At 65.9% G+C, this 23,780-nt stretch carries 20 protein-coding genes and 2 tRNA genes; 6 read left to right on the top strand and 16 right to left on the bottom strand.

Features of this window, described 5'->3' with window-relative positions:
• Positions 1-30: 30 nt before the first annotated feature.
• Entirely contained in the window at positions 31-396 is a 366-nt protein-coding gene (locus G372_RS0105360) for a hypothetical protein (protein ID WP_018865157.1), read from the bottom strand.
• 97 nt (positions 397-493) lie between these two features.
• Here G372_RS0105360 and G372_RS0105355 point away from each other — a divergent pair, with 97 nt between their 5' ends.
• Positions 494-1,042, top strand: coding sequence for a pyridoxamine 5'-phosphate oxidase family protein (locus G372_RS0105355; protein ID WP_019624452.1), 549 nt, complete (start codon positions 494-496; stop codon positions 1,040-1,042).
• Between the two features lie 10 nt (positions 1,043-1,052).
• Here the strand turns inward: G372_RS0105355 and G372_RS0105350 are convergent, their stop codons facing one another.
• Positions 1,053-1,508, bottom strand: coding sequence for a YaiI/YqxD family protein (locus tag G372_RS0105350; RefSeq protein WP_018865155.1), 456 nt, complete (start codon positions 1,506-1,508; stop codon positions 1,053-1,055).
• 152 nt (positions 1,509-1,660) lie between these two features.
• Between G372_RS0105350 and G372_RS13850 the strand changes: the two genes are divergently transcribed.
• Positions 1,661-1,837, top strand: a complete 177-nt coding sequence (locus tag G372_RS13850) for a PLDc N-terminal domain-containing protein (RefSeq protein ID WP_081621284.1) — start codon at positions 1,661-1,663, stop codon at positions 1,835-1,837.
• Here the strand turns inward: G372_RS13850 and G372_RS0105345 are convergent.
• On the bottom strand, positions 1,763-3,289 hold the full coding sequence (locus G372_RS0105345; protein ID WP_026340408.1) for a MinD/ParA family protein: 1,527 nt from the start codon (positions 3,287-3,289) through the stop codon (positions 1,763-1,765). The two genes, G372_RS13850 and G372_RS0105345, sit on opposite strands and share 75 nt — an antisense overlap.
• A 171-nt stretch (positions 3,290-3,460) precedes the next feature.
• Between G372_RS0105345 and G372_RS0105340 the strand changes: the two genes are divergently transcribed.
• Together G372_RS0105340 and G372_RS0105335 are read left to right on the top strand one after the other, a co-directional pair.
• Positions 3,461-5,584: an HDOD domain-containing protein gene (locus G372_RS0105340; RefSeq protein ID WP_019624454.1), complete on the top strand. Its 2,124-nt coding sequence runs from the start codon at positions 3,461-3,463 to the stop codon at positions 5,582-5,584.
• A gap of 40 nt (positions 5,585-5,624) precedes the next feature.
• Complete coding sequence (locus G372_RS0105335; protein WP_019624455.1) at positions 5,625-7,745, top strand: putative bifunctional diguanylate cyclase/phosphodiesterase; 2,121 nt, start codon at positions 5,625-5,627, stop codon at positions 7,743-7,745.
• Positions 7,746-7,774: 29 nt separating this feature from the next.
• Here the strand turns inward: G372_RS0105335 and G372_RS0105330 are convergent, their stop codons facing one another.
• The 13 genes from G372_RS0105330 to G372_RS0105270 all read right to left on the bottom strand — a co-directional run bounded on the left by G372_RS0105330 (position 7,775) and on the right by G372_RS0105270 (position 20,358).
• On the bottom strand, positions 7,775-10,303 hold the full coding sequence (locus tag G372_RS0105330) for an EAL domain-containing protein (protein ID WP_019624456.1): 2,529 nt from the start codon (positions 10,301-10,303) through the stop codon (positions 7,775-7,777).
• A gap of 131 nt (positions 10,304-10,434) precedes the next feature.
• Positions 10,435-11,565, bottom strand: coding sequence for a glycerate kinase (locus tag G372_RS0105325; RefSeq protein WP_019624457.1), 1,131 nt, complete (start codon positions 11,563-11,565; stop codon positions 10,435-10,437).
• Between the two features lie 13 nt (positions 11,566-11,578).
• Positions 11,579-12,940 (bottom strand): GntP family permease, encoded by a 1,362-nt coding sequence (locus G372_RS0105320; RefSeq protein ID WP_019624458.1) that lies wholly within the window; start codon positions 12,938-12,940, stop codon positions 11,579-11,581.
• Positions 12,941-13,094: 154 nt separating this feature from the next.
• Positions 13,095-13,168, bottom strand: a tRNA-Cys gene (locus G372_RS0105315).
• 87 nt (positions 13,169-13,255) lie between these two features.
• Positions 13,256-13,331: transfer RNA gene (locus G372_RS0105310), tRNA-Gly, on the bottom strand.
• 73 nt (positions 13,332-13,404) lie between these two features.
• A complete protein-coding gene (gene pgsA / locus G372_RS0105305) occupies positions 13,405-13,956 on the bottom strand; it encodes a CDP-diacylglycerol--glycerol-3-phosphate 3-phosphatidyltransferase (protein WP_019624459.1) in 552 nt (183 codons plus the stop codon).
• A 298-nt stretch (positions 13,957-14,254) separates the two neighbouring features.
• On the bottom strand, positions 14,255-16,078 hold the full coding sequence (gene uvrC / locus G372_RS0105300) for an excinuclease ABC subunit UvrC (RefSeq protein WP_019624460.1): 1,824 nt from the start codon (positions 16,076-16,078) through the stop codon (positions 14,255-14,257).
• Between the two features lie 159 nt (positions 16,079-16,237).
• Entirely contained in the window at positions 16,238-16,876 is a 639-nt protein-coding gene (locus G372_RS0105295) for a uracil-DNA glycosylase (protein ID WP_018865077.1), read from the bottom strand.
• Positions 16,866-17,342: a CYTH domain-containing protein gene (locus G372_RS0105290; protein WP_019624461.1), complete on the bottom strand. Its 477-nt coding sequence runs from the start codon at positions 17,340-17,342 to the stop codon at positions 16,866-16,868. Before G372_RS0105290 ends, G372_RS0105295 begins: the two co-directional genes overlap by 11 nt.
• A gap of 104 nt (positions 17,343-17,446) precedes the next feature.
• Positions 17,447-18,409, bottom strand: a complete 963-nt coding sequence (locus tag G372_RS0105285; RefSeq protein ID WP_018865075.1) for a beta-ketoacyl-ACP synthase III — start codon at positions 18,407-18,409, stop codon at positions 17,447-17,449.
• Positions 18,406-19,434, bottom strand: a complete 1,029-nt coding sequence (gene plsX, locus G372_RS0105280; RefSeq protein ID WP_019624462.1) for a phosphate acyltransferase PlsX — start codon at positions 19,432-19,434, stop codon at positions 18,406-18,408. The genes G372_RS0105285 and plsX overlap by 4 nt, the downstream gene beginning before the upstream one ends.
• 99 nt (positions 19,435-19,533) lie before the next feature.
• Positions 19,534-19,731, bottom strand: coding sequence for a 50S ribosomal protein L32 (rpmF, locus tag G372_RS0105275; protein WP_012982981.1), 198 nt, complete (start codon positions 19,729-19,731; stop codon positions 19,534-19,536).
• Between the two features lie 105 nt (positions 19,732-19,836).
• The gene (locus G372_RS0105270) at positions 19,837-20,358 is read right to left on the bottom strand and encodes a YceD family protein (protein WP_026279085.1); all 522 of its coding nucleotides are present in this window, start codon (positions 20,356-20,358) and stop codon (positions 19,837-19,839) included.
• Between the two features lie 131 nt (positions 20,359-20,489).
• On the opposite strand from G372_RS0105270, the gene G372_RS0105265 reads away from it, so the two are divergent.
• Both G372_RS0105265 and oadA read left to right on the top strand, forming a co-directional pair.
• Positions 20,490-21,908 carry an acetyl-CoA carboxylase biotin carboxylase subunit gene (locus G372_RS0105265; protein ID WP_019624463.1) on the top strand — a complete coding sequence of 473 codons (1,419 nt, stop codon included), beginning with the start codon at positions 20,490-20,492 and terminating at the stop codon, positions 21,906-21,908.
• Positions 21,909-21,942: 34 nt separating this feature from the next.
• Positions 21,943-23,775 carry a sodium-extruding oxaloacetate decarboxylase subunit alpha gene (gene oadA, locus G372_RS0105260; protein ID WP_019624464.1) on the top strand — a complete coding sequence of 611 codons (1,833 nt, stop codon included), beginning with the start codon at positions 21,943-21,945 and terminating at the stop codon, positions 23,773-23,775.
• The last annotated feature ends 5 nt before the right edge of the window (positions 23,776-23,780 follow it).

Genomic DNA, 23,780 nt, shown 5'->3' with positions numbered 1-23,780 from the left:
GGTTGTCATTCCGTACCAGTGTTGCCCTGATCAGGGGTTGGCATTCAGCGCCGCCGTTGCGGCGGGATCGATCTCGATCAGGCGCCCTTCTTCCGGGTGATAGCTGAAACGCCCCACCACACGGATGTGCTCGCCGAGCTGGTCGGACACCTCTTCGTGCGGCTCGACCGCCACGCGATTCACATCCTCGTCCTCCAGCCAGTAGTGGAGTCGGTCAGGGTCCTCGTCGAAGCGCTTGACGACCCCCTCGGTCTGCACAATCTCGCCGTCAAAGTCCGCGGCCGCGCCCGCCAGCTGCGCCAGCGTCACCTCGGAGACGCGCTCGCCACCACCGCAGGCGGCGAGGCCCAACACCAGGAACGGGATCACGATCAACGGGCGCAGCAAATGAGTCATGTAAATCTCCGGAAAGAGGCAACGTTGTAGTACGCTCACGAGGGTACCGAAACATGCCTTCCACGTCTCGATTCACCCCATCCGAGCCGGTAATGCAATGGCCAAGACCTTCCCTGCCCTGGACGAACGACTCACCGCCTTCATCCTCGAACAGCCGATTTATTTCGTGGGATCCGCCCCGCTCGCGGCCGATGGTCACGTGAACCTGTCTCCCAAGGGACTGGACACCCTGCGCGTTCTCGGCCCCCATCGAGTGGCCTACCTCGACCTGACCGGCTCCGGCAACGAGACCTCCGCCCATCTGGCCGAGAACGGCCGTATTACTCTGATGTTCTGTGCCTTTTCCGGAAGGCCGAAGATTCTCCGACTGTACGGCCGCGGGCGCACCCTGCTCCCGGGCGATGGGGACTGGGAATCCCTGTACAGCGCTTTCCCTGAACATGCCGGAACGCGGCAGATGATCGACGTGGAGATCCACCGCATTCAGACCTCCTGTGGCTTCGGCGTACCCGAGGGCGAACTCCAGCCACGCCCGACCCTGACCGAGTGGAGCGAGCGCAAGGGCCCCGAGGGCCTGGAACGCTACTGGGCGGAAAAGAACGCGGTCAGTCTCGATGGATTGACCACACCACTGGGCAAACGCTGAGAGATCACACCTAGCGCGTTTTCGCCTGGCGCGTCAGCAGGCGGTCGAGCTGATTGGCAAAGGCCTGGCGGTCAGCCTGGCTGAAGGCGGCAGGGCCGCCCGTATCCACGCCGCTGGAGCGCAGCGTGTCCATGAAGTCGCGCATGCTGAGGCGCTCGCGGATCGTCCCCTCGGTGTACAGTTCGCCGCGCGGATTCAGGGCCTGGGCGCCCTTGGCGATCGCCTCGGCCGCCAGCGGGATATCGGCGGTAATTACCAGGTCCCCCGGCTCCAGCCGCCGCACGATCTCGTTGTCCGCCACGTCGAAGCCGGCACCGACCTGAATGGCGTCGATCCATTTCGAGGGCGGTGTCCGCAGCGGTTGATTGGCCACCAGGGTCAGCGGCACCCGGGTACGGTTGGCCGCCCGGAAAAGGATCTCCTTGATCACCGCGGGACAGGCGTCCGCGTCTACCCAGATCTTCATGCTCACCGATCGCCCGTTTGAGAAAAGTGCCGCAGCATAGCCGGTTCGGCGAACCGCGACACGGTGCACTGCTTTTCGATTGGCCGTCCCCCGGCCACCTGCCATGGTGATACGCTCAATGGACACGGCACGCGCGCCGACAAGGAGCCCCCATGGGTATCGAAGTCACCGGAATTCTCGGCCTGATCTGGCTGTTCATCGTGATCTGGGCCATTGTCCGCACCGCCCAGAGTCCAGCGGGGCCGGTGGTCAAGCTACTGTGGATTCTGATCCTGCTGTTCCTGCCGGTAGCGGGGCTGATCGCCTGGCTGCTCCTCGGACCCAGGTAGTCCGGACGGGTCGGTGGAATCCTCTCCGTTTCCGCGGCGTTCCAACTGCTCGATCAGCAGCTGGCCCTGGTCACGGGAATCGCGCAGCCACTCCATCAGGTCCTGCTGAGACCCGAACAGGGCCACGTCCAGCCGGTGCACCGCATCGGGTTTCGGCATGGGCGTTTTCCGGTCACTGGCCAAGGGGCCATAGCGGCCGAAATCGGGCGTGACCACATTATCGGAAGCGGCCCCCGGTTCCGTGGCTTGTTCTTCGACCTGCGGCTGCTCCAGAAGCGCGCGGATACGCGCGAGCACCCCTTCGCAGGTGCCCGGATGCTCGATCATCCATTCGATCAGGCTCTCGGGGTCCACCGCAGGAATACCAAAGCGATCGCGATAGTCGGCCTCGAGTGTCTGAATCCAGTCGGCCAGTGCGCAGGGTTCGTCAACCTCGTGCGCCAACGCCCGAAAGGCCTGACGCAGGGTCTCGAAACGGTCTTTCGTGTCATCGCCGGGCTCGGACATCGGCGCGACCGAAGGCGAGGCGGGCCCCTGCTCGGCAGGCGGCCGCTCGGGGAATGTCACCTCCGACCCCGAACCACTGTCCGCCTCCTCATGCGGATCGGGGGCCCGCAGTAACTGCCGGAACCAGAACCGGCTGAACGAGTGGCTGTTCGAGGAATCCCAGGAGAGATCGTTCAGGGCCTGCGCAAGGCGCTGAAACGGGCGTACCGATGGATCATGCTCCGAGAACATCGCGACGGGGTGCTGCAAGGTCACCGCCGCCCGCAGGCTCTCGTCACGCTGGATGAATCCGAGAAACCCCACCGAGATGCCCAGGTATTTCTCCACCGCGCCGCCAAAGCGCTGAAACACGGCACGTGCCTCGCTGATATCCGCCACCATGTTTACGACCACCTGGCAATTCAGCGGATGCCGGCGCAGCGCGACCTTCAACAAGGAGAAGGCGTCGGTCAGCGAGGTCGGTTCCGGCGTAATGACCAGCAGGACCTGGTGCCCAGCGGCGACGAAATCCAGCGTGGTATCACCAATCCCCGCTGCCGTATCCAGGATCAGGTCATCGAACTGCGGCTCGATTCGCGCCAGCTCGGTCACCAGGCGCCGCTGGCGCGCCGGCGACAACTCCACGCAATCGCGAATACCCGACGCCCCCGGGATGACCTTCATCCCGTACGGCCCGTCGAGCAGCACATCCTCGATCGGACATTCACCGGCCAGCACCTCGGGCAATCCCTGTTCAGGGTGCAGCCCCAGCAGGATATTGACGTTCGCCAGCCCTGTGTCCGCGTCCAGGACACAGACCCTGCGCCCCGCCCGGGCCAGCGTGATCCCCAGATTGACCGCAATGCTGGACTTGCCCACCCCACCCTTGCCACTGGTGACCGCCAGCACGCGGGGTAGGGGTGTCTGGGTGGGGTTACTGCCGGACCCCGGGTGATTCGCGGACATCAAAGCTCCCTGCCTCGACGGCGGCTTCACGGACGCCTAACACCCGGTCTACCGAAATCACTGGCACAAGGCAAGCCCCAGCAGTATAGTCGGGAATAACGGACGAACGCCGCGAACCAGCCACGGATCGGGGCAAGGCAAAGGGCACCGACCAGGTCCCCGGGGAGGAGCATGGCCACGGCGCATACGGCAAGGACGACGGAAACAGTCCCCAGCCTGCCTCAGGCCCTGGTTTCCGTTCTCGACGCCAGCCATTCAGCAGAGGCCGATTTCGAAGCCCTGAGCCGCGCCATCCTGCGTGACACCGGCATGACCAGCCGCCTCCTCGCGGCCGCCAACTCCCCCTTCTATTACCGCGGTTCCCCATGTCGCACCATCGACCGTGCACTGTTCAGCCTCGGGCTGGATACCGTGCGCAGCCTGGCGCTGACGGCTGCCATCCAGCAGCTTTTTGGCAACTACCGACCCCGGCATGCCGGCGCATTGCGCATCATCTGGCGCCGCGCCCTGACCACCGCCATGCTCGGCCAGGTCCTCGCCTCGCTAACGCGTTACGCGCGACCCGAGGATGCCTACCTGGCGGGCCTGCTGGTCGATCTGGGCAAGCTGATGCGACTGGCGACCGACGAAGCACGCTACTGGCCGCTGCTCGCGGGCAGTGCCGATGACCGCGAGCTGGTGGCCCGCGAACGCGCAACCTATGGCAAGCACCATGCCGAACTGGCCACTGAACATCTGACTCAGTGGGGTCTGAATGGCTTTGTTTCCGACGCCGTGCGCTTCCACCTGGAACCCACCGAGCAGGTCCGCGACGCACACCATCTGGTCAAGATCGTTCACCTCGCCCATCGCCTCGGCCGCGAGGCACCCGACACCATCGGCGACCAGGCCCTGGCCGCCGCCCATGATCTGTTCGGCCTGAACGAAGGCTTGACCCGAGAGCTGCGCACCCGGATCGAAGACGATGTCACCCGCGTCGCAGGCTCCCTGGGCATCGAACTGGACACGGGGTCCACCCCGACACAAGACCCGGAGGCCGATCCCGATCAAGCCGCACGCGAGGCACTGGGGATGCGCGTGCGCGATCTGACCGAACTGGAACGGCTGACTGGAGAATTGCAGCGCTCCGAGGGGCCGCGCGAGCGCAGCCGGGCCGCCCAGCGGACCCTGTTTCTGACGCTGGGGATCGAACACAGCCTGATGTTCCTTGCGGATGCGGAAGGCACGTCGGTCTCCGCCTGGCTCGGCGAGGAAGACGACCCCGACTTCACACTGCCCTTGCTGCCTGGCCGGAGCCTGGTGACCGACACGTTGCTGGAACGCGAGATTCGTCGCCATGAACTGACGAGCGAGACCTCCGTGCCGGTCATCGATCAGCAATTGTTTCGGCTGTGCGACGCCGAAGTGATCTGGGCCTTTCCCCTTGTGCCGGAAGCCGGAATCCCACCCGCGGGCGTACTGGTCCTCGGGCTGGACCGGGAGCGGGCGCAGACCCTGGAAGCCCGCTCGGAGTTCATCCAGGCGCTGGCACGCGAGATTGCGCGCTCGCTGGTGTCCGACACAGCGCACAGCGTGCCACCCGAAGGAACACGCACCGACGACCTGACACAGGAACGAATCCGCGAGACCCTGCACGAGGCGGGCAATCCGCTCAGTATCATTCAGAACTATCTGGGCGTGCTGAATGCAAAGCTTGGAGAACAGCACGAGGCGAACCACGAACTGACCCTGATCAAGGAAGAGATTGATCGCGTCGGACGCATACTGCTGCGACTGCAAGACCCCGAGCAGGAGATCACAGGCCCCGTGGTCACGCTGAATCGCCTGGTCCAGGATGTGACCGATATCGTGGATCGTTCGCTGTGCCGCACGCGCGGCATCCAGCTGGAGCTCGATCTGGCACCCGGCGATCCCCCCCTGTCCGTTCCTGGCGATCATGTACGCCAGATACTGACAAACCTCCTCAAGAACGCCGCCGAGGCCCTGCCCCCCGGGGGCTGCATTCGCCTGCAGACGCAGGGCCCCGAAGTAGTCGATGGGAAACAAACGGTAACTCTGGTCGTCGCGGATGACGGCCCGGGGCTCCCCGCCGAGATTCGCGCGGCCCACTACCGTCCGGTCGAGTCGAAGAAGGGCGAGGGTCATGCCGGGCTGGGCCTGAGCATTGTCCGCCGCCTGGCGGACGAGATCGGAGCCCAGATCCATTGCGACAGCGACCGCGACGGAACGCGGTTCGAGATTCGCCTCCCGCATCGCGAGGCCGAAATCGGGAAAATCCGGACGAGGCAGGGATAGCCCAGAGACCGTGATGCGAGACAACGGCGGGAGCCCGCATATGACTGAGTCCGGCCAAGCAGACACACCGCGCATCCTTGTCGTCGACGACGACCCCCGCCTTCTGGAAAGTGTGCGCAATCTACTGGAGCTTCAGTCCTTTACAGTAGAAACCGCGCCGGGGGGCGGGAGCGCCATCGAGATTCTCCGGCGTGCGCCCCCCGATCTGCTGTTACTCGACTTGTCCATGCCGGACCTGGACGGGCGGGACGTCCTGCGCTTCATGCAGGCCACCGAGCTGAATGTTCCCGTCGTGGTCATCAGCGGCAACACCTCGGTGGACGATGTCGCCGGGGCCCTGCGCGACGGGGCCTCCGACTACCTGAAAAAGCCCTACCAGCCCGACGAGCTGCTCGCGACCGTCCGCAACGCCCTGCACAAGAAAGAGCTCGAAGACGCCAACCGCAACATGCGGGCACGTCTGGAGCGTTCCGAGCGCCTGCACCGGCTGATCGTCAACAACTCGCCGGACATCGTGTTCATCCTGGACCGCAAGGGACGCTTTCGCTTCGTGAACTCGCGCGTGCACGAACTGCTCGGCTACTCCCGCCAGGATCTCTTGGATACCCGGGTCCTCGACGTGGTCGAGGCGGACGACCAAGAGAAGGCGGAGTATTTCTTCGAACAGGCCGGGCGCAGCCATGCCCATATCCGCTCTGTCGAGCTGGCGCTGAAGCCGCGGGAGATGGCCCGAACCCGTCGCTATTTCGAAGTTGCGGTGTGGCCGACGGCCGCCAGCGACGACAGCGGCGAGGCGCTCATCTACGGGACCGCGCGCGACATCACCGACCGCAAGGAGTCCGAGGCCTTTATCAACTTTCAGGCCTACCACGATCTGCTCACCCGCCTGCCCAATCGGGCCCTGTTCCGCGACCGGGTCGATGTCGCCATCGCCCATGCGCAACGCCACGGGCACGCGCTGGCGGTGATGTTTATCGACCTCAACCGCTTCAAGGTGATCAATGATTCCCTGGGGCATACCATCGGCGACCGCCTGCTGCAGGCCGTCGCCCAGCGCCTCCTCGGCTGTATCCGCAAGGGAGACACGCTCTCGCGTTTTGGTGGAGACGAATTCACCCTGCTCCTGCCGGACATCAGCGACCAGCACGCCGCCGTACAGGTAGCCGAAAAGATCCTGGAGAGCCTGAACACGCCGTTTCACCTGGGCGGGGACCACGAGCTGTACGTCGGCGCGAGCATCGGCATCGCCATCTACCCCGAGGCGGGCGACACGCTCGAGGCCCTGATCCGCCACGCCGACATCGCGATGTACCGGGAAAAGAACACCGGGAAAAACGGCATCCGGGTCTTCGCCCCCGAGATGCACGGCAACACGCCCCACCGCCTGCAACTGGAACAGGACCTGCGCAGGGCACTGGAGCGCGAAGAGTTTCATGTCCTCTACCAGCCGCAGGTCGACGGGGAAACGGGACAGCTCCTGGGGGTCGAGGCATTGATTCGCTGGGATCACCCCGATCGCGGCGTGCTTGGCCCAGCCGAATTCATCCCGGTCGCCGAGGACACGCGCCTGATCGTCGACCTGGATCGCGCGACCCTGCGCAGTGCCCTCAGCGACATCCGAGCGGCCCATCAATGCTCACCGGACCTGCGGCTCGCGGTAAACCTGTCACCGGTGCTGATCGAACGCGATGACTTTGTCGATGGTGTCCTCGGGCTGCTCCTGGAAACCGGTTTCCCCGCCGAGTTACTGGAGATCGAGATCACCGAAAGCCTGTTGATAAGCGACGCCCACGACACCGTCGCCAAACTCAATCGACTGTCCGATGCCGGGGTACAGATTGCAGTGGACGATTTCGGTACTGGCTATTCGTCATTGAGCTATCTGCAGAAGCTGCCGGTCCACACCCTGAAAATCGATCGCAGCTTTACCCACACCCTCTGTACCGAGGGCGAGGCCTGCATCGTCAACGCGATTATCTCGATGGCACGCGGCCTGAAAATGAACATTGTCGCGGAGGGCGTCGAGACGCCGCCTCAGCAGGACTATCTGCGCCGCCTCGGCTGTCCGATGATGCAAGGCTTCCTGTTCGGGCACCCCGCGCCCCTCGCGGAGCTGCTCCAGCAGGAATCGGCTTTCGGACGTCAGGTCGCCCGTTCCTGACCGGGGCTCGCCTTGCCCCATCACCATCGCTACGCGCCAATATCTTCCAGGGCGTTATCCGCTGGCGCCGGACGGCCCAGCAGATAACCCTGCCCAAACCGACACCCTTCGTTCAGCAGGAACGCCCGCTGACCGGGCTCCTCCACACCCTCTGCGATCAGATCCAGTCCCAATGCGTCGGCCAGGGCAATGATGGCGCGGATAATCGATTCGTTGTTGCGAGAGTGCCCGATATCCCGGACCAGAGACTGGTCGATCTTCAGCCGCCGCAACGGCAAGCGGCGCAGGTGCGCCAGGTTGGAATAGCCGGCCCCGAAGTCATCCATGGCGAGCGTCACACCCAGAGTCTCCAGGCGATGCAGCACGGCCAGCGCCCGTTCTGGCTGCTCCATCATCATGGTCTCGGTCAGTTCCAGCTCCAGCCGCTCGGGCGCCAGGCCGTGGTGCTCCAGGATGCCCGCAATCGTCGCCACGAGTGTCTCGTCATGCAGCTCCCGGGCGGAGAGGTTCACCGCCACCGTGGGGACATCCCGGCCTTCCTGGTCCCAGCGCGCCAGCTGGGCACAGGCCGCGTCCAACACCCAGCGGTCGATGGCCTGGATCATCCCCGTCTCCTCCGCCAGCGGCACGAACTCCGCAGGAGACACCATCCCCCGCTGCGGGTGACGCCAGCGTACCAGGGCCTCCACGCCGACCAGCCGCTCCGATTCCATCTCCAGTTGTGGCTGAAAATAGAGCAGCAGTTCGTCATTGGCGATCGCGCTGCGCAAGTCGTTTTCCAGGAACAAACGCTGTTCCGTCTGCGCCCCCATGCCGGGCTCGTAGACATGCCAGGTATCTCCGCCGACGCCACGCGAGGCGGCCATGGCCAGTTCCGCCGCGGCCAGCAATTCGTCACGCGTGGTGCCGTGTTCCGGGAACGTCGCGAGCCCGACGCTCGCCGTGGTCACCAGCGCACGACCGCCGACCGCACAGGGCTCGCGCAAGGCTTCCAGCAACCGCTCAACAAAGGCCTCGGCGCCCCTGTCCAGCGGCGGCTTTTCAACAATCAGGCAGAACTCGTCCGCGCCCACGCGCGACACCGTATCCTGCGGCCCCAGCAAGCGCCCCAAGCGGTCGGCGATACCTTCCAGCACCCGGTCGCCCGCCGACGTCCCCAGGGTCTCGTTCACATTGCGAAAGCGATCCAGGTCGACCAGCACGACCCAGCGCGCCTGACCATCGGCCAGCGCGCGCTCGAGCGTGTGGCCCAGGCGGTCATGCAGCAGCACCCGGTTCGGCAGCCCCGTACGCGCGTCATAGTGCGCCATCTGCCGCAGCGCTTCTTTCTGCTCCATGCTCGCGGTCATATCCGTCCAGCTGCCAACCACCTCGGGCCCGCGCTGCCCCTGGTTGTTACCGGATACGACCCGCATCTCGTCACGGATATGACGCAGCCTGCCCCAGCCGTCGAACAAGCGCAGCTCGCGCACCATGTGCCGTTCCTCGAGCAGCCGCCGATTCTCGCGCAGGGCTGTGGGCCGGTCCTCCGGATGGATTTGCTGTTCCCACCAGCCGGGCCGCAGCGCGGTTTCGGCATCAAAGCCGAACAGCCGCTCGAGGTTGCCGCTGACCCAAAGGGGCGTGAAATCCAGCGCATTGAGTTGGTAGAGGACGACCGGCCCGCTGTCCAGCAAGTGCTCGAGACGCTGATTTGCCTCCCGCAGGGCCTGCGTGCGCACTCGCACCGTACGCCGCAACCATACGGTCATCAGGGCCAGGGCAAGCGCAACCCCGCCCGCAGCCGCCAGTCCCGCCCAGCCCCACGTCGGGATCGGACCCTCCCCGGACGGCGGTTCCAGGGCCTGTGACATGGCTCGCTCGTAGGGCGACCCGGCCTCGCCCTTCCAGAGTTCGAGGTAGGCGTCGATCACCGCCAGTCGATCCTCCTGTCTGCCGGGCGCGGCGGCATAGTAAAGCCCGACCTGATCGAACGTGATGGGCGTTTCTACCAGCCCGTGCTGGCGCGCGTGACGGCGCGCGTAAAAGTTGTTGGTGATCGCCACGTCGGCCTCGCCCGCCGCGACGGAGGCGAGCACGGATTCCATGTCGGGACGCGGCACGAGGGTCCAGTCCAGGCCCTCGTCCCTTGCGTACTCCTGCAGGTAGTCACTCTGAACCGAGCCCTCGAGTACCGCGAGGCGGTGGCCATCCAGCGCTTCGATGCGGTCCAGGCCCGCGCCGACCGGCGCCAGCACCTGGCTCCAGGCGTGGGCCACCGGAGTCGAGTGATGCGCAAGGCTCTCGCGCCGCTCCGGCGTCAGCGCCACATCCGGCATCAGATCGATCTCGCCGGCCTCCAGGGCCTCCAGGCAGGCCGACCACTCGCACGCGACATACTCGAGCCGCCAGTGCTCGCGCCGTGCGATCGCCTCCAGCAGATCCACGAACACCCCTCCGGCGGCACCATCGTCGCCCGTACCCACCTTTGGCACGTTTTCGTAGAGCCCTACGCGCACGGTCGTGTCCGCGCCCGCCCCTGCCGTCAGACACAGCGTGACCGCCAGCAGGACGATCATGGCTCGTCCCCGCCATGATGCCCACATGCACCTGGTGATGGTATTCAAGTAAGGCAATGCACACCCCTGTGCGTTCGCTCCCGCATAGTGCCATTAACGGCACCAACGGGAACCTCCTGTAGTCGGCCCGATTAATCCGGTCGTGTCACTCGCGCCGCCACGATTGCACGCGTGCGCTCCATGATCCAGTGTCCGGGGGCCTCCATGGCCTGCTCCAGCGTGATCGTTCCATCGCAAAGGGCGCGCGCATCGGCAAGGCCCATCGCATCGAGATCCTCCGCCGTCGCATCGATGGATCCAGCGACGACGGCCACCGGCACAGAGCAGCGCCGCGCCCGCCGGATCACCTCGGCCACCACCTTGCCATGCGCGGTCTGTCCGTCGAGCTGCCCCTCGCCCGTCACCACCAGATCGCTCCCGGCGATCGCCGCCTCGAGCTCGATCAGATCGGCCAGATATCCCGCCCCCATGCGCGACTGCCCGCGCAGGACACAGGCCAGCGCGAAACCAAGGCCCCCCGCTGCCCCCGCGCCCGGCATGCTGCCCGGACAGCGAAGCTCCCCCGCCGCGTCCACAGCCCGTGCCAGCCGCTCCATGCAGGCATCCATGCGCGGGATCTCGGACGCGGCCAGGCCCTTTTGCGGGCCGAATACCGCCGCTGCACCACGAGCACCCGTCAGGGGGTTGTCGACATCGTTCAGGACGGTGATCCGCAGCTCCTCCAGGCGGGGTTCAAGACCCGAAAAGTCGGCGCTCGCCAGATGCTCCAGCCGCTCCGGGACCGGCTCCAGCTCCCGGCCCTCTCGATCCCGGAAACGCACGCCCAGCGAATGCAGCATGCCGGCGCCACCATCCACAGTACCACTCCCCCCGAGACCAATCAGCACGTGCCGACCCCCCGCATCCAGCACTGCCAGAATCAGGTCGCCAACCCCTCTGGTATCGAGCTTCCACGGGTCACGCTCGGCCTCGGGGACCAGATCCAGCCCGCAGGCCGAAGCGACGTCAATCACCGCCCGCCGGCTCACCTCGTCGTAACCCCAGCCGGCCGAGACATACCGACCGCAAGGGTCGCGGACATCGGACAGGTGCCAGGTCCATCCCAGGGTGTGGCTGACCAGTTCGGCCGTGCCTTCCCCGCCATCGGCCATCGGCAGGGCCTGGATGCGGGTCGATGGACTGGCAACACGCACACCGCGCGCCATCGCCTCGGCCACACCGGCCGCGTCCAGACTGCCCTTGAAGCTGTCCGGACACAGCACAACCCGCCTTGGCTCAGACAAAGACCATCCCCAGGAGGTAGATCACGATCATTGCACTGATCCCCTGCAGCAGCGTCGCGGTCGTGTAGGCCTTGTATGCGGTCGAGACCTTCATTCGACTGAACTGGCTGACCACCCAGAAGAAGCTGTCATTGGCGTGCGAGACGGTCATCGCCCCGGCACCCACCGCCATCACCGCCAGCACCATGCCCAGGTCCGAATCCAGCCCCAGCGCGGGCAGCAGCGGCGCCACCATACTGGATGCGGCCACCAGTGCCACCGTCGACGACCCCTGGGCGGACTTGAGCGCAGCCGCGAGCAGGAACGGTACCAGCAGGCCCAGACCGAGCCCGGTCAGCATGTCGCCCAGCTGATCCCCGATCGGCGTCTCCTGCAACACGGAACCGAAGGCCCCGCCAGCACCGGTGATCAGCAGGATCGGCGCCGCGAGCAGCACCGCATCGACGGTCATCTGGTGGAAACGGCCGCGCTTGTCGCCGCCCTTGACCAGCAACAGGGCAAACACCACACCAATGGCCAGCGCGACCACCGGCTGACCGAGGAAGATCAGCGCCGCCGCGAACGTCCCGGGGTCGACATCGCGGGTGGCCAGCGACGCGATCGAACCGACGGAGATCAGCACGATCGGCGCCAGGATCGGCAGGAAGGCCCCCAGCGTTGAAGGTGGATGGGCCAGATCGGGCTCCGGCTTCTTCACCTCCTGGCCGGTGGCCTCCTCGATCGGGTCCGGCTCCAGGAGTTCATCGTCGTTGGCGTGGGTGTAACGAATGGCCCAGAGCCAGCCAACCGCCGCCGCCACCGCGGCCACCAGGAGACCGAACAGGATCACCAGGCCTAGCGCATCGGCAATGCCGATGTTGCTGGCCGCGGCAATCGGGCCCGGGGTCGGGGGCACGAAGTTGTGCGTGGCGAACAGGCCTGTCGCCAGTGCCACACTCATTGCGACCAGGGACACACCGGCCTTCTTCGCCAGCGCATTCTTCAGGGAGTTCAGGATTACGTAGCCCGAGTCGCAGAACACCGGGATCGACACGATGTAGCCGATGATCGTGGCCGTGAGGTTGGGAAACCGGTCCGACAACGCGCGGATGATCGCCTCCGCCATCACGATCGCCGCCCCGGTGCGATCCAGGATCACCCCGATGATCGTGCCCAGCGCGATCACGATCCCGATATAGCCCAGCGTCGAGCCAAAGCCGTCGTTGATCACACTGACCGCGTCCTTGGGCGCGATGCCCCCGATCAGTGCCATGACGAAGGCCGCCAGCAACAGCGCCAGGAACGGGTGGACCCGCAGCTTCACGGTGGCGAATACCAGCGCAGCCACGACGACAATCAGGCCAATGATCAGCATCCCGCGCCCTCGTCCGGTTGGGGTTGTCGCCTCAGGAGTCTAGACCCTGTGTCCGCCAACAGGACGAATCATTTCATGCTTTGTCGGTTCGAATCACCCGTTGCGCTCGCCCCCACAACGCAAAAGGCCGCCCGAAGGCGGCCTGATGCGAAGATGGAGGCTGGGGTCGGAATCGAACCGGCGTACACGGATTTGCAGTCCGCTGCATAACCACTCTGCCACCCAGCCTGTATCGGGTGGGTCCCGGCCCGCACAGCGCGACATGCGCAGGCCGAAACAGAAAACCCCGGCCGAACCGGGGTTTCAGGAATCTGTTGGAGCGGGAAACGAGATTCGAACTCGCGACCCCAACCTTGGCAAGGTTGTGCTCTACCAGCTGAGCTATTCCCGCTCTTCCTTATCGGCGCGTATTCTACCGCACCGGCGGCCGACGTCAATACCCCGCTCGCCCCTGCCAACGCACATCATTGCCCGCGGGCGGCCGCCAGCATGTACTGGACCATCGAGACCAGCGTCAGGATGGCCGCCAGGTACAGCAGCCATTCACCGATCGCGAAAATCGGCAGTCCCGCGACCGGCTCCGCCCACAGCAACAGGAAGATCGCCACCATCTGGGCGGTCGTCTTGAACTTGCCTACCCAGGAGACCGCGACCTTCGCACTGGCGCCGACCTCGGCCATCCATTCGCGCAGGGCCGAGATCGCGATCTCGCGCCCGATGATCACCACTGCCGCCAGCGCCAGACCCACACCGGGGTTGTGATCCACGACCAGGACCAACGCAGCGGCCACGATCAGCTTGTCCGCCACCGGATCGAGGAAGGCACCGAAGCGACTGGTCACCTGCCAGCGCCGGGCCAGGTAGCCGTCCGCCCAGTCGGTGATCGCGGCCAGCGCAAAGACGATAGCGGCCACGATGCCCGCTGTGGGCATGGGCAACGCATAAAAGACGACAATCAGGAGCGGGATCATCACGATCCGCGACCAGGTCAGCCAGTTGGGGAGTTCACGGATCATCTGCTGGTCAGCCCCAGGGAAACACTGATTAATGTACACGCTCGTGCTCGACTCGCTTTTGCGTGCGAACAAGGCGCGGTGACTGCCGTGCAGTCATTCTGCACAAGGGAACCGCAACGCCGTGCGCGCACAAAAGCGGCCGAGCCCCTTCGGGGTTGGCACCCCAGGTTTCCCGATCCTGCGCTGCGGCCCGCATCCGTCAATAACGGGCCGGTAGAACCACTACCGGCTGCACACCGCGCCTTGTCTCGGAAAACCTGGGGTGCCAACACGAGTGTGTACATTAATCGGTGTTTCCCTAGTGAAACTGGTCGTAGATCGCCTGTGCCAGCCGTCGGTGGATGCCCGGCACCTTGGACAGCTCGTCTACGCCGGCCCGGGCCACACCGCGCAGGCCGCCGAAATGGCGCAGCAACGCGCTGCGGCGCTTGGGCCCGAGCCCCGGGATCGACTCCAGGGTCGATTCCTTGCGCGCCTTGGCCCGGCGAGCGCGATGGCCGGTAATGGCGAACCGATGCGCCTCGTCGCGGATCTGCTGGATCAGGTGCAACGCACCCGAATGCGTCGGGAGTATAGAGGGGGCCTCCACCCCGCTCAATATCAGCGTTTCCATGCCCGGCCGGCGCTCCTCGCCCTTGGCGACGCCGATTACCCGGATGTGATCCAGTCCCAGATCCGCCAGGACATTGAGTGCCTGGGTGACCTGCCCCTTGCCGCCATCGATGAACAGGATGTCCGGTTCCTGCCCTTCCCCCTTCTTCAGGCGGGCAAAGCGACGGCTCAGGGCCTGGTGCATCGCGGCGTAATCGTCGCCGGGTTCGATCCCGTCGATGTTGAACCGCCGGTAGTCGGACTTGATGGGCCCCTCGGGCCCGAACACCACGCAGGATGCCACCGTGCGCTCGCCCGCGGTGTGCGAGATGTCGAAGCACTCCATGCGCTTGGGCGGGCTCTCCAGATTCAACTCGGCGGTGAGCGCGTCCAGGCGCGCGGTCTGCCCGGCCTGACTGGCGATGCGCGTCTTCAGCGCGAGTTCGGCATTGCGCCGCGCCATGTCCAGCCAGCGCGCGCGGTCCCCGCGCAGCGACCAGGCGAGCTGGACCTTGCGGCCATCGCGCCGCTCCGACAGGAAGGCCTCCAGTGCTTGCGCGCCTTCCGGCTCGTGTGACAGCAGCACGCGCGCCGGGGGTTCGCGTTCGGCGTAGTACTGCGCCAGTACCGCCGCCATGATCTCGCCGTCGTCGGTGGCCTCCGGCACGTTCGGGAACAGCTCGCGGTTGCCCAGGTTCTGCCCCCCGCGCACGAAGAAGATCTCCACCGCGACCGTGCCCGCCTCCCGGGCCAGGGCGATCACGTCGGCATCGCCCTCGCCACCGGAGACAAACTGCTGCTCGGAGATCTGGCGCAGCCGCGCGATCTGGTCCCGAAGCCGCGCTGCATGCTCGAAATCGAGACGTTCGGAGGCCGCCTCCATGCGCTGCATCAGGTCGGCGATCACCACCTCGCTTTTGCCCTGCAGAAACTGCACGGAGGATTCCACGTCGCGGGCGTACTCCTCGGGCGTGATATAGCCCACACAGGGCGCGGTACAGCGCCCGATCTGATACTGCAGGCACGGCCGCGACCGATGTGCGAACACGCTGTCCTCGCACTGGCGGACCTGAAACAGCTTCTGCAGCAGCGCGAGGCTCTCGCGCACCGCCCCGGCGGACGGATACGGGCCGAAATAGCGCACCCCCTTCTTTTTCGCTCCCCGGTGGAAGCCCAGGCGCGGGTACTCCTGGCCGGACACGAAGATATAGGGGTAGCTCTTGTCGTCGCGCAGCAGCACGTTGTAGCGCGGCCGGTGGCGCTTGATCAGATTGGCCTCGAGCAGCAAGGCCTCGGCCTCGGTATGCGTGACCGCCACGCGGATATCCGCGATCTGGCGCACCATCGACCGGATCCGCGGCCCGCGATCGTCCGAACCGCGAAAGTAGCTGGCGACACGGCTCCTGAGATTGCGTGCCTTGCCGACATACAGCACGCCGCCGCTGGCATCCAGCATCTGATAGACACCGGGCGACTGCGTCAGCGTCTTCAGGAAGGCCTTGGAATCGAAACTGGTGTCGGAGGCACTCATGACAGCTTCAGGATACCGGATCGGCCAAGGGAGCCGGTCAAAACGGTACGACCATTGAGCGTGGGCGGCGGCAGTGGCCGGTCCACGCCCTTGGCACTTTGGCACCTCGACTCCATCGGGCTCCACGCCATCACGGGCGTCCGGCCCCCACAGGCTTTTCTAATCGAGATGGGTGCGGATGCGGGCGAAGAGTTCGCCGAACATGGCCGGGGTGAGGCGGCGGGTCTGGGTGTTGTAGCGCGAGCAGTGGTAGGAATCGATCAGCCGCATGCCGTCCAGCGCATGCTCGGCGCCGTGGGCAAAACGCCGGCTGGACAGTGGCAGGCCTCGAGCGCGCAGCACCGCGTCATGGGCGATCTTGCCCAGCGCAAGGATCACCCGCGGCTGCATCGCATCCATCTCCGCGGCCAGGAAACCGTTGCAGGTGCGGATTTCCTCCGTCGTGGGCTTGTTCTGCGGCGGCAGGCATTTGACGGCATTCGTGATGCGGCAGTCCAGCAGCTGCAGCCCGTCATCCGCGCGCACGCTCTCGGGGCCGGTCGCAAAACCGTACTGGTGCAGGGTCTCGTAGAGCAGCACTCCGGCGTAGTCCCCGGTAAAGGGGCGCCCCGTGGCGTTGGCCCCGTGCATCCCGGGGGCGAGACCGACGATCAGCAGGCGTGCGTCCAGCGGCCCAAACGATGGCACGGGTGCGGCGTGGTACTCGGGGTGCTTCGCCCGCACGTCTTCCAGAAAACCGGCCAGGCGCGGACAGCGCCGGCAATCCGGGTCAAAGACGGGGAAGGACTCAGGTTGCATCGGGCCAGTCGCGGTAGGGGTTCCGGGCCAGCTCGGTGTTGTAGTAGCGCGGGTCGTGCGAGACCTCCTCGCCCAGCCACTCGGGCCGCGGGAACTCGGCATCGCTCGCGGGCAGTTCCAGTTCAGCCACGATCAGACCGGCGTTGGCACCCTCGAACACGTCGATCTCGTATTCCCAGCCCTCCACATCCACCCAGTAGCGTGTCTTCTCGACCTGCGGCCCCGCGAGCGTGTCGAGCAGGTTGTGGGCCTCCTCGACAGGGATCGCGTACTGGTATTCGTCACGTTCGACACCGAGGGTCGCGCTCTTGATGTTCAGGTTCGCGCCCTCCTCGTCCACACGCACGCGGATCGAGGCGCGGTCGTTACCACACAGGTAGCCCTGACGCATGTGCTGGGAGCGCACCACACTATCGCGCCAGGCCTCGCTGGCCAGCAGAAACTTGCGTTCGATCTCGCGACCCATGTCCTCGACTCCCTTCTTTCGGCGAACCGCTTCGTATCAGGCTTTGGCAGGGGCTTCGCCTGCAAGCAGCCTCCCACAGGAATGAAATCGCGAAGCGGCGCGCGCTACATCCGGATCAGCGCGGAGCCCCAGGTAAAGCCGCCGCCAAAGGCCTCGGTCAGGATCAGATCGCCCTTCTTGATACGCCCGTCACGCACGGCGGTATCCAGCGCCAGCGGGATGGACGCGGCAGAGGTGTTGCCGTGCCGGTCGACCGTGACCACGACGTTATCCATGGACATGTTCAGCTTCTTGGCCGTGGCCTGGATGATGCGGATGTTGGCCTGGTGCGGGACCAGCCAGTCCAGCTCGGCCTTGTCGATCCCGTTGTATTCCAGCGTCTCGTCGACGATCTGGTCCAGGGTGTTGACCGCGACACGGAAGACCGCGCGGCCCTCCATGCGGATAAATTCGAGGTCCGGGTTGTCGCCGGGCTGCGAGACCCCGCCGGGGACCTCAAGCAGGCCCTTGTGGTGGCCATCCGCGTGCAGGTGGGTGGAGATGATGCCCGGGTCCGGCGAGCGCGACAGCACCACCGCGCCCGCGCCATCGCCCCACAGGATGCAGTTGCCGCGGTCGGTGTAGTCGGTGATGCGCGAGAGCGTCTCGGCCCCGACGACCAGCACATGCCGGATCTCGTCGCTCTGCATGAAGCGGTCGGCCGTGGCCAGGGCATAGACAAAACCGGAGCACACCGCCTGAACGTCGAAGGCCGGGCAGCCGCCGATCCCCAGCTTGGCCTGCAGGATGCACGCGGTACTGGGGAAGATCTGGTCCGGGGTCGTGGTGGCGACGATGATCAGGTCCAGGTCGGCGGGGCGGATGCCCGCGGCGTCCAGCGCGCGTTCGGCGGCCTTCAGCGCCAGGTCGGAGGTCACCTGATTTTCGGCCACGATGTGGCGCTCGCGAATCCCGGTACGCTCCTGGATCCACGCGTCCGAGGTATCCACCATCGCCTCGAGATCGGCATTGGTCAGGATCCGCTCGGGCAGGTAACTCCCGGTTCCGCTGATGCGTGCATGCTTCACTGCGCGTGCTCCTGCCCCAGTAACTGCCCCAGCTGCTTGTCGATCCGGCTGGAGATATTCGCCTCGGCCTCGACCCGGGCGATGCGGATCGCGTACTCGAATGCCAGGGCATCGGCACTGCCGTGGCTCTTGATCACCACGCCCTGCAGTCCCAGCAGCGACGCACCGTTGTAGCGGCGGTGGTCAAAACGATGGCGCAATCGGCGCAGCACGGGCAGCGCGAACAGGCCGGCCAGACGCGAATACAGCGAGGCGCGGAATTCGGCCTTCATGTTCGAGGAGATCATCTTGGCCACGCCCTCGCTGGTTTTCAGCGCGACATTGCCGACGAAACCATCGCAGACGACCACGTCCACGTCGCTGCAGTAGACGTCGTTGCCCTCGACGAACCCGACATAGTTCAGGCTGGATTCCTCCAGCATGCGGCCGGCCTCGCGCACCCGGTCGTTGCCCTTGATCGCCTCCGACCCGATATTCAGAAGCCCCACCTTGGGGGCCTCGAGCCCGTCGACCGCATTCGCCAGCACCGAACCCATCACCGCGAACTGGTACAGGTGCGCCGCCTCGACATCCACATTGGCACCCAGGTCCAGCATGTGCGTGTGGCCGTACATCGACGGCAGTGCGGTCGCGATGGCCGGTCGATCGATCCCCGGCAGGGTCTTCAGCACATAGCGCGCGGTGGCCATCAGGCCACCGGTATTGCCGGCCGAGACGCAGGCCTGTGCAGCCCCCTTCTTGACCTGGTCGATCGCCACCCGCATCGAGGAATCGCGCTTGGTGCGAAGAGCCACGGCCGGGAGTTCCTCCATGCCGACCACCTGGCTGGCATGCACGACCTCCACGCGCTCGCGCTCGGCAGACGCCCAGGCTGCAAGCCCCGACTCGATGGTCTCTTCGTCCCCGACCAGCAGCAGCCGGAAGTCGTCTGCGACCTGCAGCGAACGGCGGGCAGCCGGAAGCACCACGGAGGCCCCGTGGTCCCCTCCCATCACGTCCAGCGCAATGCTGAATTCGCGACTCATGAGCGCGCCCGCGCAGTGCCCGGATGCCGGGTCCATTCAAACGCGGAAAGGCCACGGTGCAGCCGCAGCCGTGGCCCCAGCAGGATCGTCACGCCTGACTTAGTCTTCGTCGTCTTCGACTTCGACGTCCTGCTGGATCACCTGGCGACCACGGTAGAACCCGTCCGGGGTCACGTGATGCCGGCGATGCACCTCTCCGGTGGTCGGATCGGTGGACAGGGTCGCGCCCTTCAGCCCGTCGTGGGAACGGCGCATATCGCGCTTGGAACGGGTCTTGCGGCGTTGTTGCACAGCCATGATGAATCTCCAGATTAATCAAATCCCGCCTTTGCGGGGTTAGCCCGAATCAAAAACGGGCGCAAGTATAGCGTTTCGAGCCGGGCAGCGCCCCGCTCCACCAATCTATCGGTCGTCGCCGTTGCTCGAGCGGCCCTTGAGCTGCTCAAGCACTGCAAACGGATTGTCCTCGCGCTGCCCGGGAACAAACTCGGGCTCCACCGCGGGCTCGCAGTCCGCGTGGCGCGGTACCAGCGGCCAGGCCAGCAGCACCTCGTCCTCGGCCCAGACCGCCGGGTGCAGCCGTCCGTCGTCTTCCAGTTCGAGGGTATCCTCGTCCGCGCCGAGGCCTTCCACGGAGCCGCCGGCCGGCAGGATCACCGCATCGGTCTCCAGCCGAAATTCCCAGGCCATCGGCTGCAGGCAGCGCTGGCAGGTCTGCCACAGCTCGCCAGTAATCAGACCGGTCAGCCGCATCTCGTCCAGCGCGCCGCGCTCCAGCCCGAAGCGGACATGGACCCGCAGCGGGTGTTCGGCCAGCGCCTCGTCCCGCAGGCGCGGCAGGTCCTCCGCAGACAAATCGCCTTCGAATTCCTGGTGCCGGGCCCGTGGCTGCCACGGGTCGAGAGATACGGGAATACGACTCATAGAACACTCAAATACAAGGGCGCGGAATATACGCGCGCGAGGGCTGTTCTGTCAAAGCGAAACAGAAACTTGCAGGCCTTCGACTGCATGCCGATACTCGGGTTTTCACTGACCTGCCCGGGGCCTCCCGTTTGATCCGCAAGCTGCTCATAGCCAACCGGGGCGAGATCGCCGTGCGCCTGATTCGGGCCTGCGCGGAGATGGGGATTACCTCGGTCGCCGTGCATACCGACGCCGACCGCCACGCCCTGCACGTGAAAAAGGCCGACGAGGCCTATGCGATCGGTCCGGACAGCCTGGGCGGCTACCTGAGTATCCACCGTCTGATCAGTGTGGCGCACGCCGCCGGGTGCGATGCCGTGCATCCGGGGTACGGCTTTCTCTCGGAGAACGCGGATTTCGCGGCGGCCTGCGCCGCACGCGGGTTCATCTGGGTCGGCCCGGACGCCGGCGTCATCCGCCGCATGGGCGACAAGGTGGCCGCGCGACAGGCGATGATCGAGGCCGGGGTACCAGTCACGCCGGGTTCGGAGGGCAACCTGGAGACGCTGGAGGCCGCACTGGAGGCCGCCGAGGCCATCGGCTACCCGGTGATGCTCAAGGCGACCAGTGGCGGCGGCGGGCGTGGCATTCGCTTGTGCGAAGACCCGGATGCCCTGCGGCGCAACTTCGACCGGGTGCGTTCGGAGGCGACCCGCGCCTTTGGTAGCACCGAGATCTTTCTGGAAAAGGCCGTGGTCAACCCGCGCCATATCGAGGTACAGATCCTCGCGGACACCCATGGCAATGCCGTGCACCTGTACGAGCGCGACTGCTCCGTGCAGCGACGCCACCAGAAGCTGATCGAGATTGCCCCCTCGCCGCAGTTGAGCGAGGCCCAGCGCGAACGTCTGGGCACACTGGCCGTTACCGCCGCCCAGGCCGTTGGCTACCAGAACGCCGGGACCGTCGAGTTCCTGATGGACGGCGATGACACGTTTTATTTCATGGAGATGAACACGCGTCTTCAGGTCGAGCATCCGGTGACCGAGATGATCACCGGCGTGGATATCGTGCAGGAGCAGTTGCGCATCGCCAGTGGCGACCGCCTGCGTTACGACCAGTCGCAGATCACGCGGCGCGGCTTCGCCATGGAGTTCCGGATCAACGCGGAAGACCCGACCAACGACTTCCTGCCAAGCTTCGGTCGCATCACGCGCTACTTCGCCCCCGGTGGCCCGGGCGTGCGCACCGACGGCGCGATCTACACCGGCTACGAGATCCCGCCCCATTACGACTCGATGTGCGCCAAGCTGATCTGCTGGGCGCTGGAATGGGACGACCTGCTGACGCGCAGCAACCGTGCCCTGCGCGACATGGGCGTGTTCGGGGTCAAGACCACCATCCCCTACCACCTGGCGATCGTGAACCACCCGGATTTTCGCCGCGCGGATTTCAATACCGGCTTCATCGCCGATCACCCCGAACTGACCGAGCTGCCGGCCAAGCGCTCCGACCGCCAGCTGGCCGTCGCGATCGCCGCCGCAATCGCCGCCCACCACGGGCTTTAGGGAAACACTGCCCCGCCCGACGAATGGACTGACCATGGATCGAGTTCACATTACGGATGTCACCCTGCGCGACGGCCACCAGAGCCTGATCGCCACGCGCATGCGCACCGAGGACATGCTGCCGATCTGCGAGCAGATGGACGCGATCGGCTTTCACTCCCTCGAGGCCTGGGGCGGGGCCACGTTCGACGCCTGCGTGCGCTTCCTGAAGGAAGACCCGTGGGAGCGTCTGCACCAGCTCAAGGCCGCGCTGCCCAACACCCCGCTGCAGATGCTGCTGCGCGGGCAGAACCTGCTCGGCTACCGCCACTATGCCGATGACGTCGTGCGCGCCTTCGTCGAGCGGTCCGTGGCCGGTGGCATCGACATCATCCGCATCTTCGACGCGATGAACGATGCTCGGAACCTGCGCACCGCGATCGAGGCCACCCGCCAGGCCGGCGGCCATGCCCAGGGCACGCTGTGCTACACCACCGGACCGGTACACTCCGCCACCCAATTCGTCACCCTCGCCCGCGAGCTGGTGGACATGGGGGCACAGAGCATCGCGATCAAGGACATGGCCGGGCTGCTGACCCCGACGGCCACCCGCGAACTGGTAACCGAGCTGGTCGACGCACTGGATGTCCCGATCCACCTGCATGCCCATGCGACCTCGGGTCTATCCGAGCTGTGCCACTGGCAGGCGATCGAGGCGGGCTGCCGCCACATCGAGACCGCGATCTCCGCCTTCGCCGGGGGGACGAGCCACCCCCCCACGGAGAGCCTGGTTGCGGCGTTGTCCGGCACCGGGCACGACACCGGCCTGGACCTCGTGGCCCTGCAGAAGATCGGCCTGTATTTCCACGAGGTGCGCAAGAAGTACCAGCGCTTCGAGAGCGAATACACCGGCGTCGACACCCGGGTGCAGGTGAACCAGGTCCCGGGCGGGATGATCTCCAACCTCGCCAATCAACTGCGCGACCAGAACGCGCTGGATCGCTTTGATGCCGTGCTGGAGGAGATCCCGCGCGTACGCGAGGACCTCGGCTACCCGCCCCTGGTCACGCCGACCTCGCAGATCGTCGGCACCCAGGCGGTGATGAACGTCCTCGCCGGGGAGCGCTACAAGACCATCACCAACGAGGTGAAGCAGTACCTGACCGGGCACTACGGCCGCGCGCCGGGGCCGATCAACCGCGTGATCCAGCGCAAGGCGATCGGCAACGCCGAGGCCATCGACGTGCGCCCGGCGGACCTGCTAAAGCCGGAGATGGACCATCTGACCCGCGACATCGGCGATTTGGCCCAGGGGCCGGAGGACGTACTGACCTTCGCGCTGTTCCCCGAGGTCGGCCGGTCCTTCCTCGAACAACGACGTGACGGCACGCTCGAACCAGAACCGTTACACCTGCCGGAGAACACCCAGGCCGGCTGCCCGGCACCAGTGGAGTTCAACGTCACCTTCCACGGAGAGTCGTACCACATCCGCGTCAACGGCAGCGGGCACCACCGCGAGGACACGCGGCCGATGTACGTCACCATCGACGGCATGCCGGAAGAGGTCCTGATCGAGACGCTCGACACCATCGACACCGCCGGCGGCGGTAGCGGTGGCGCCGAGTCGCCGCGCACGGGCAAGAAATCCCGCCGCGCCACCCGCCCGGGGGATGTCACCACGTCCATGCCGGGCACGATCATCGACGTCCTGGTGGCCGAGGGCGACACCGTGGAGGCCGGCCAGCCGGTGCTGGTGCTCGAGGCGATGAAGATGGAGTCCGAGATCGCCGCGCCCATCGCCGGCACCGTGCGCGCGGTAAACGTGGCCAAGGGTGCGGCCGCCAACCCGGACGATGCCCTGATCGAGATCGACAGCCCGGATGCGTAAGCCCC

This window comes from Thioalkalivibrio thiocyanoxidans ARh2 (assembly GCF_000385215.1).
GTDB lineage: Bacteria > Pseudomonadota > Gammaproteobacteria > Ectothiorhodospirales > Ectothiorhodospiraceae > Thioalkalivibrio > Thioalkalivibrio thiocyanoxidans.
This window is presented reverse-complemented; position numbering and strand designations above follow the sequence as displayed.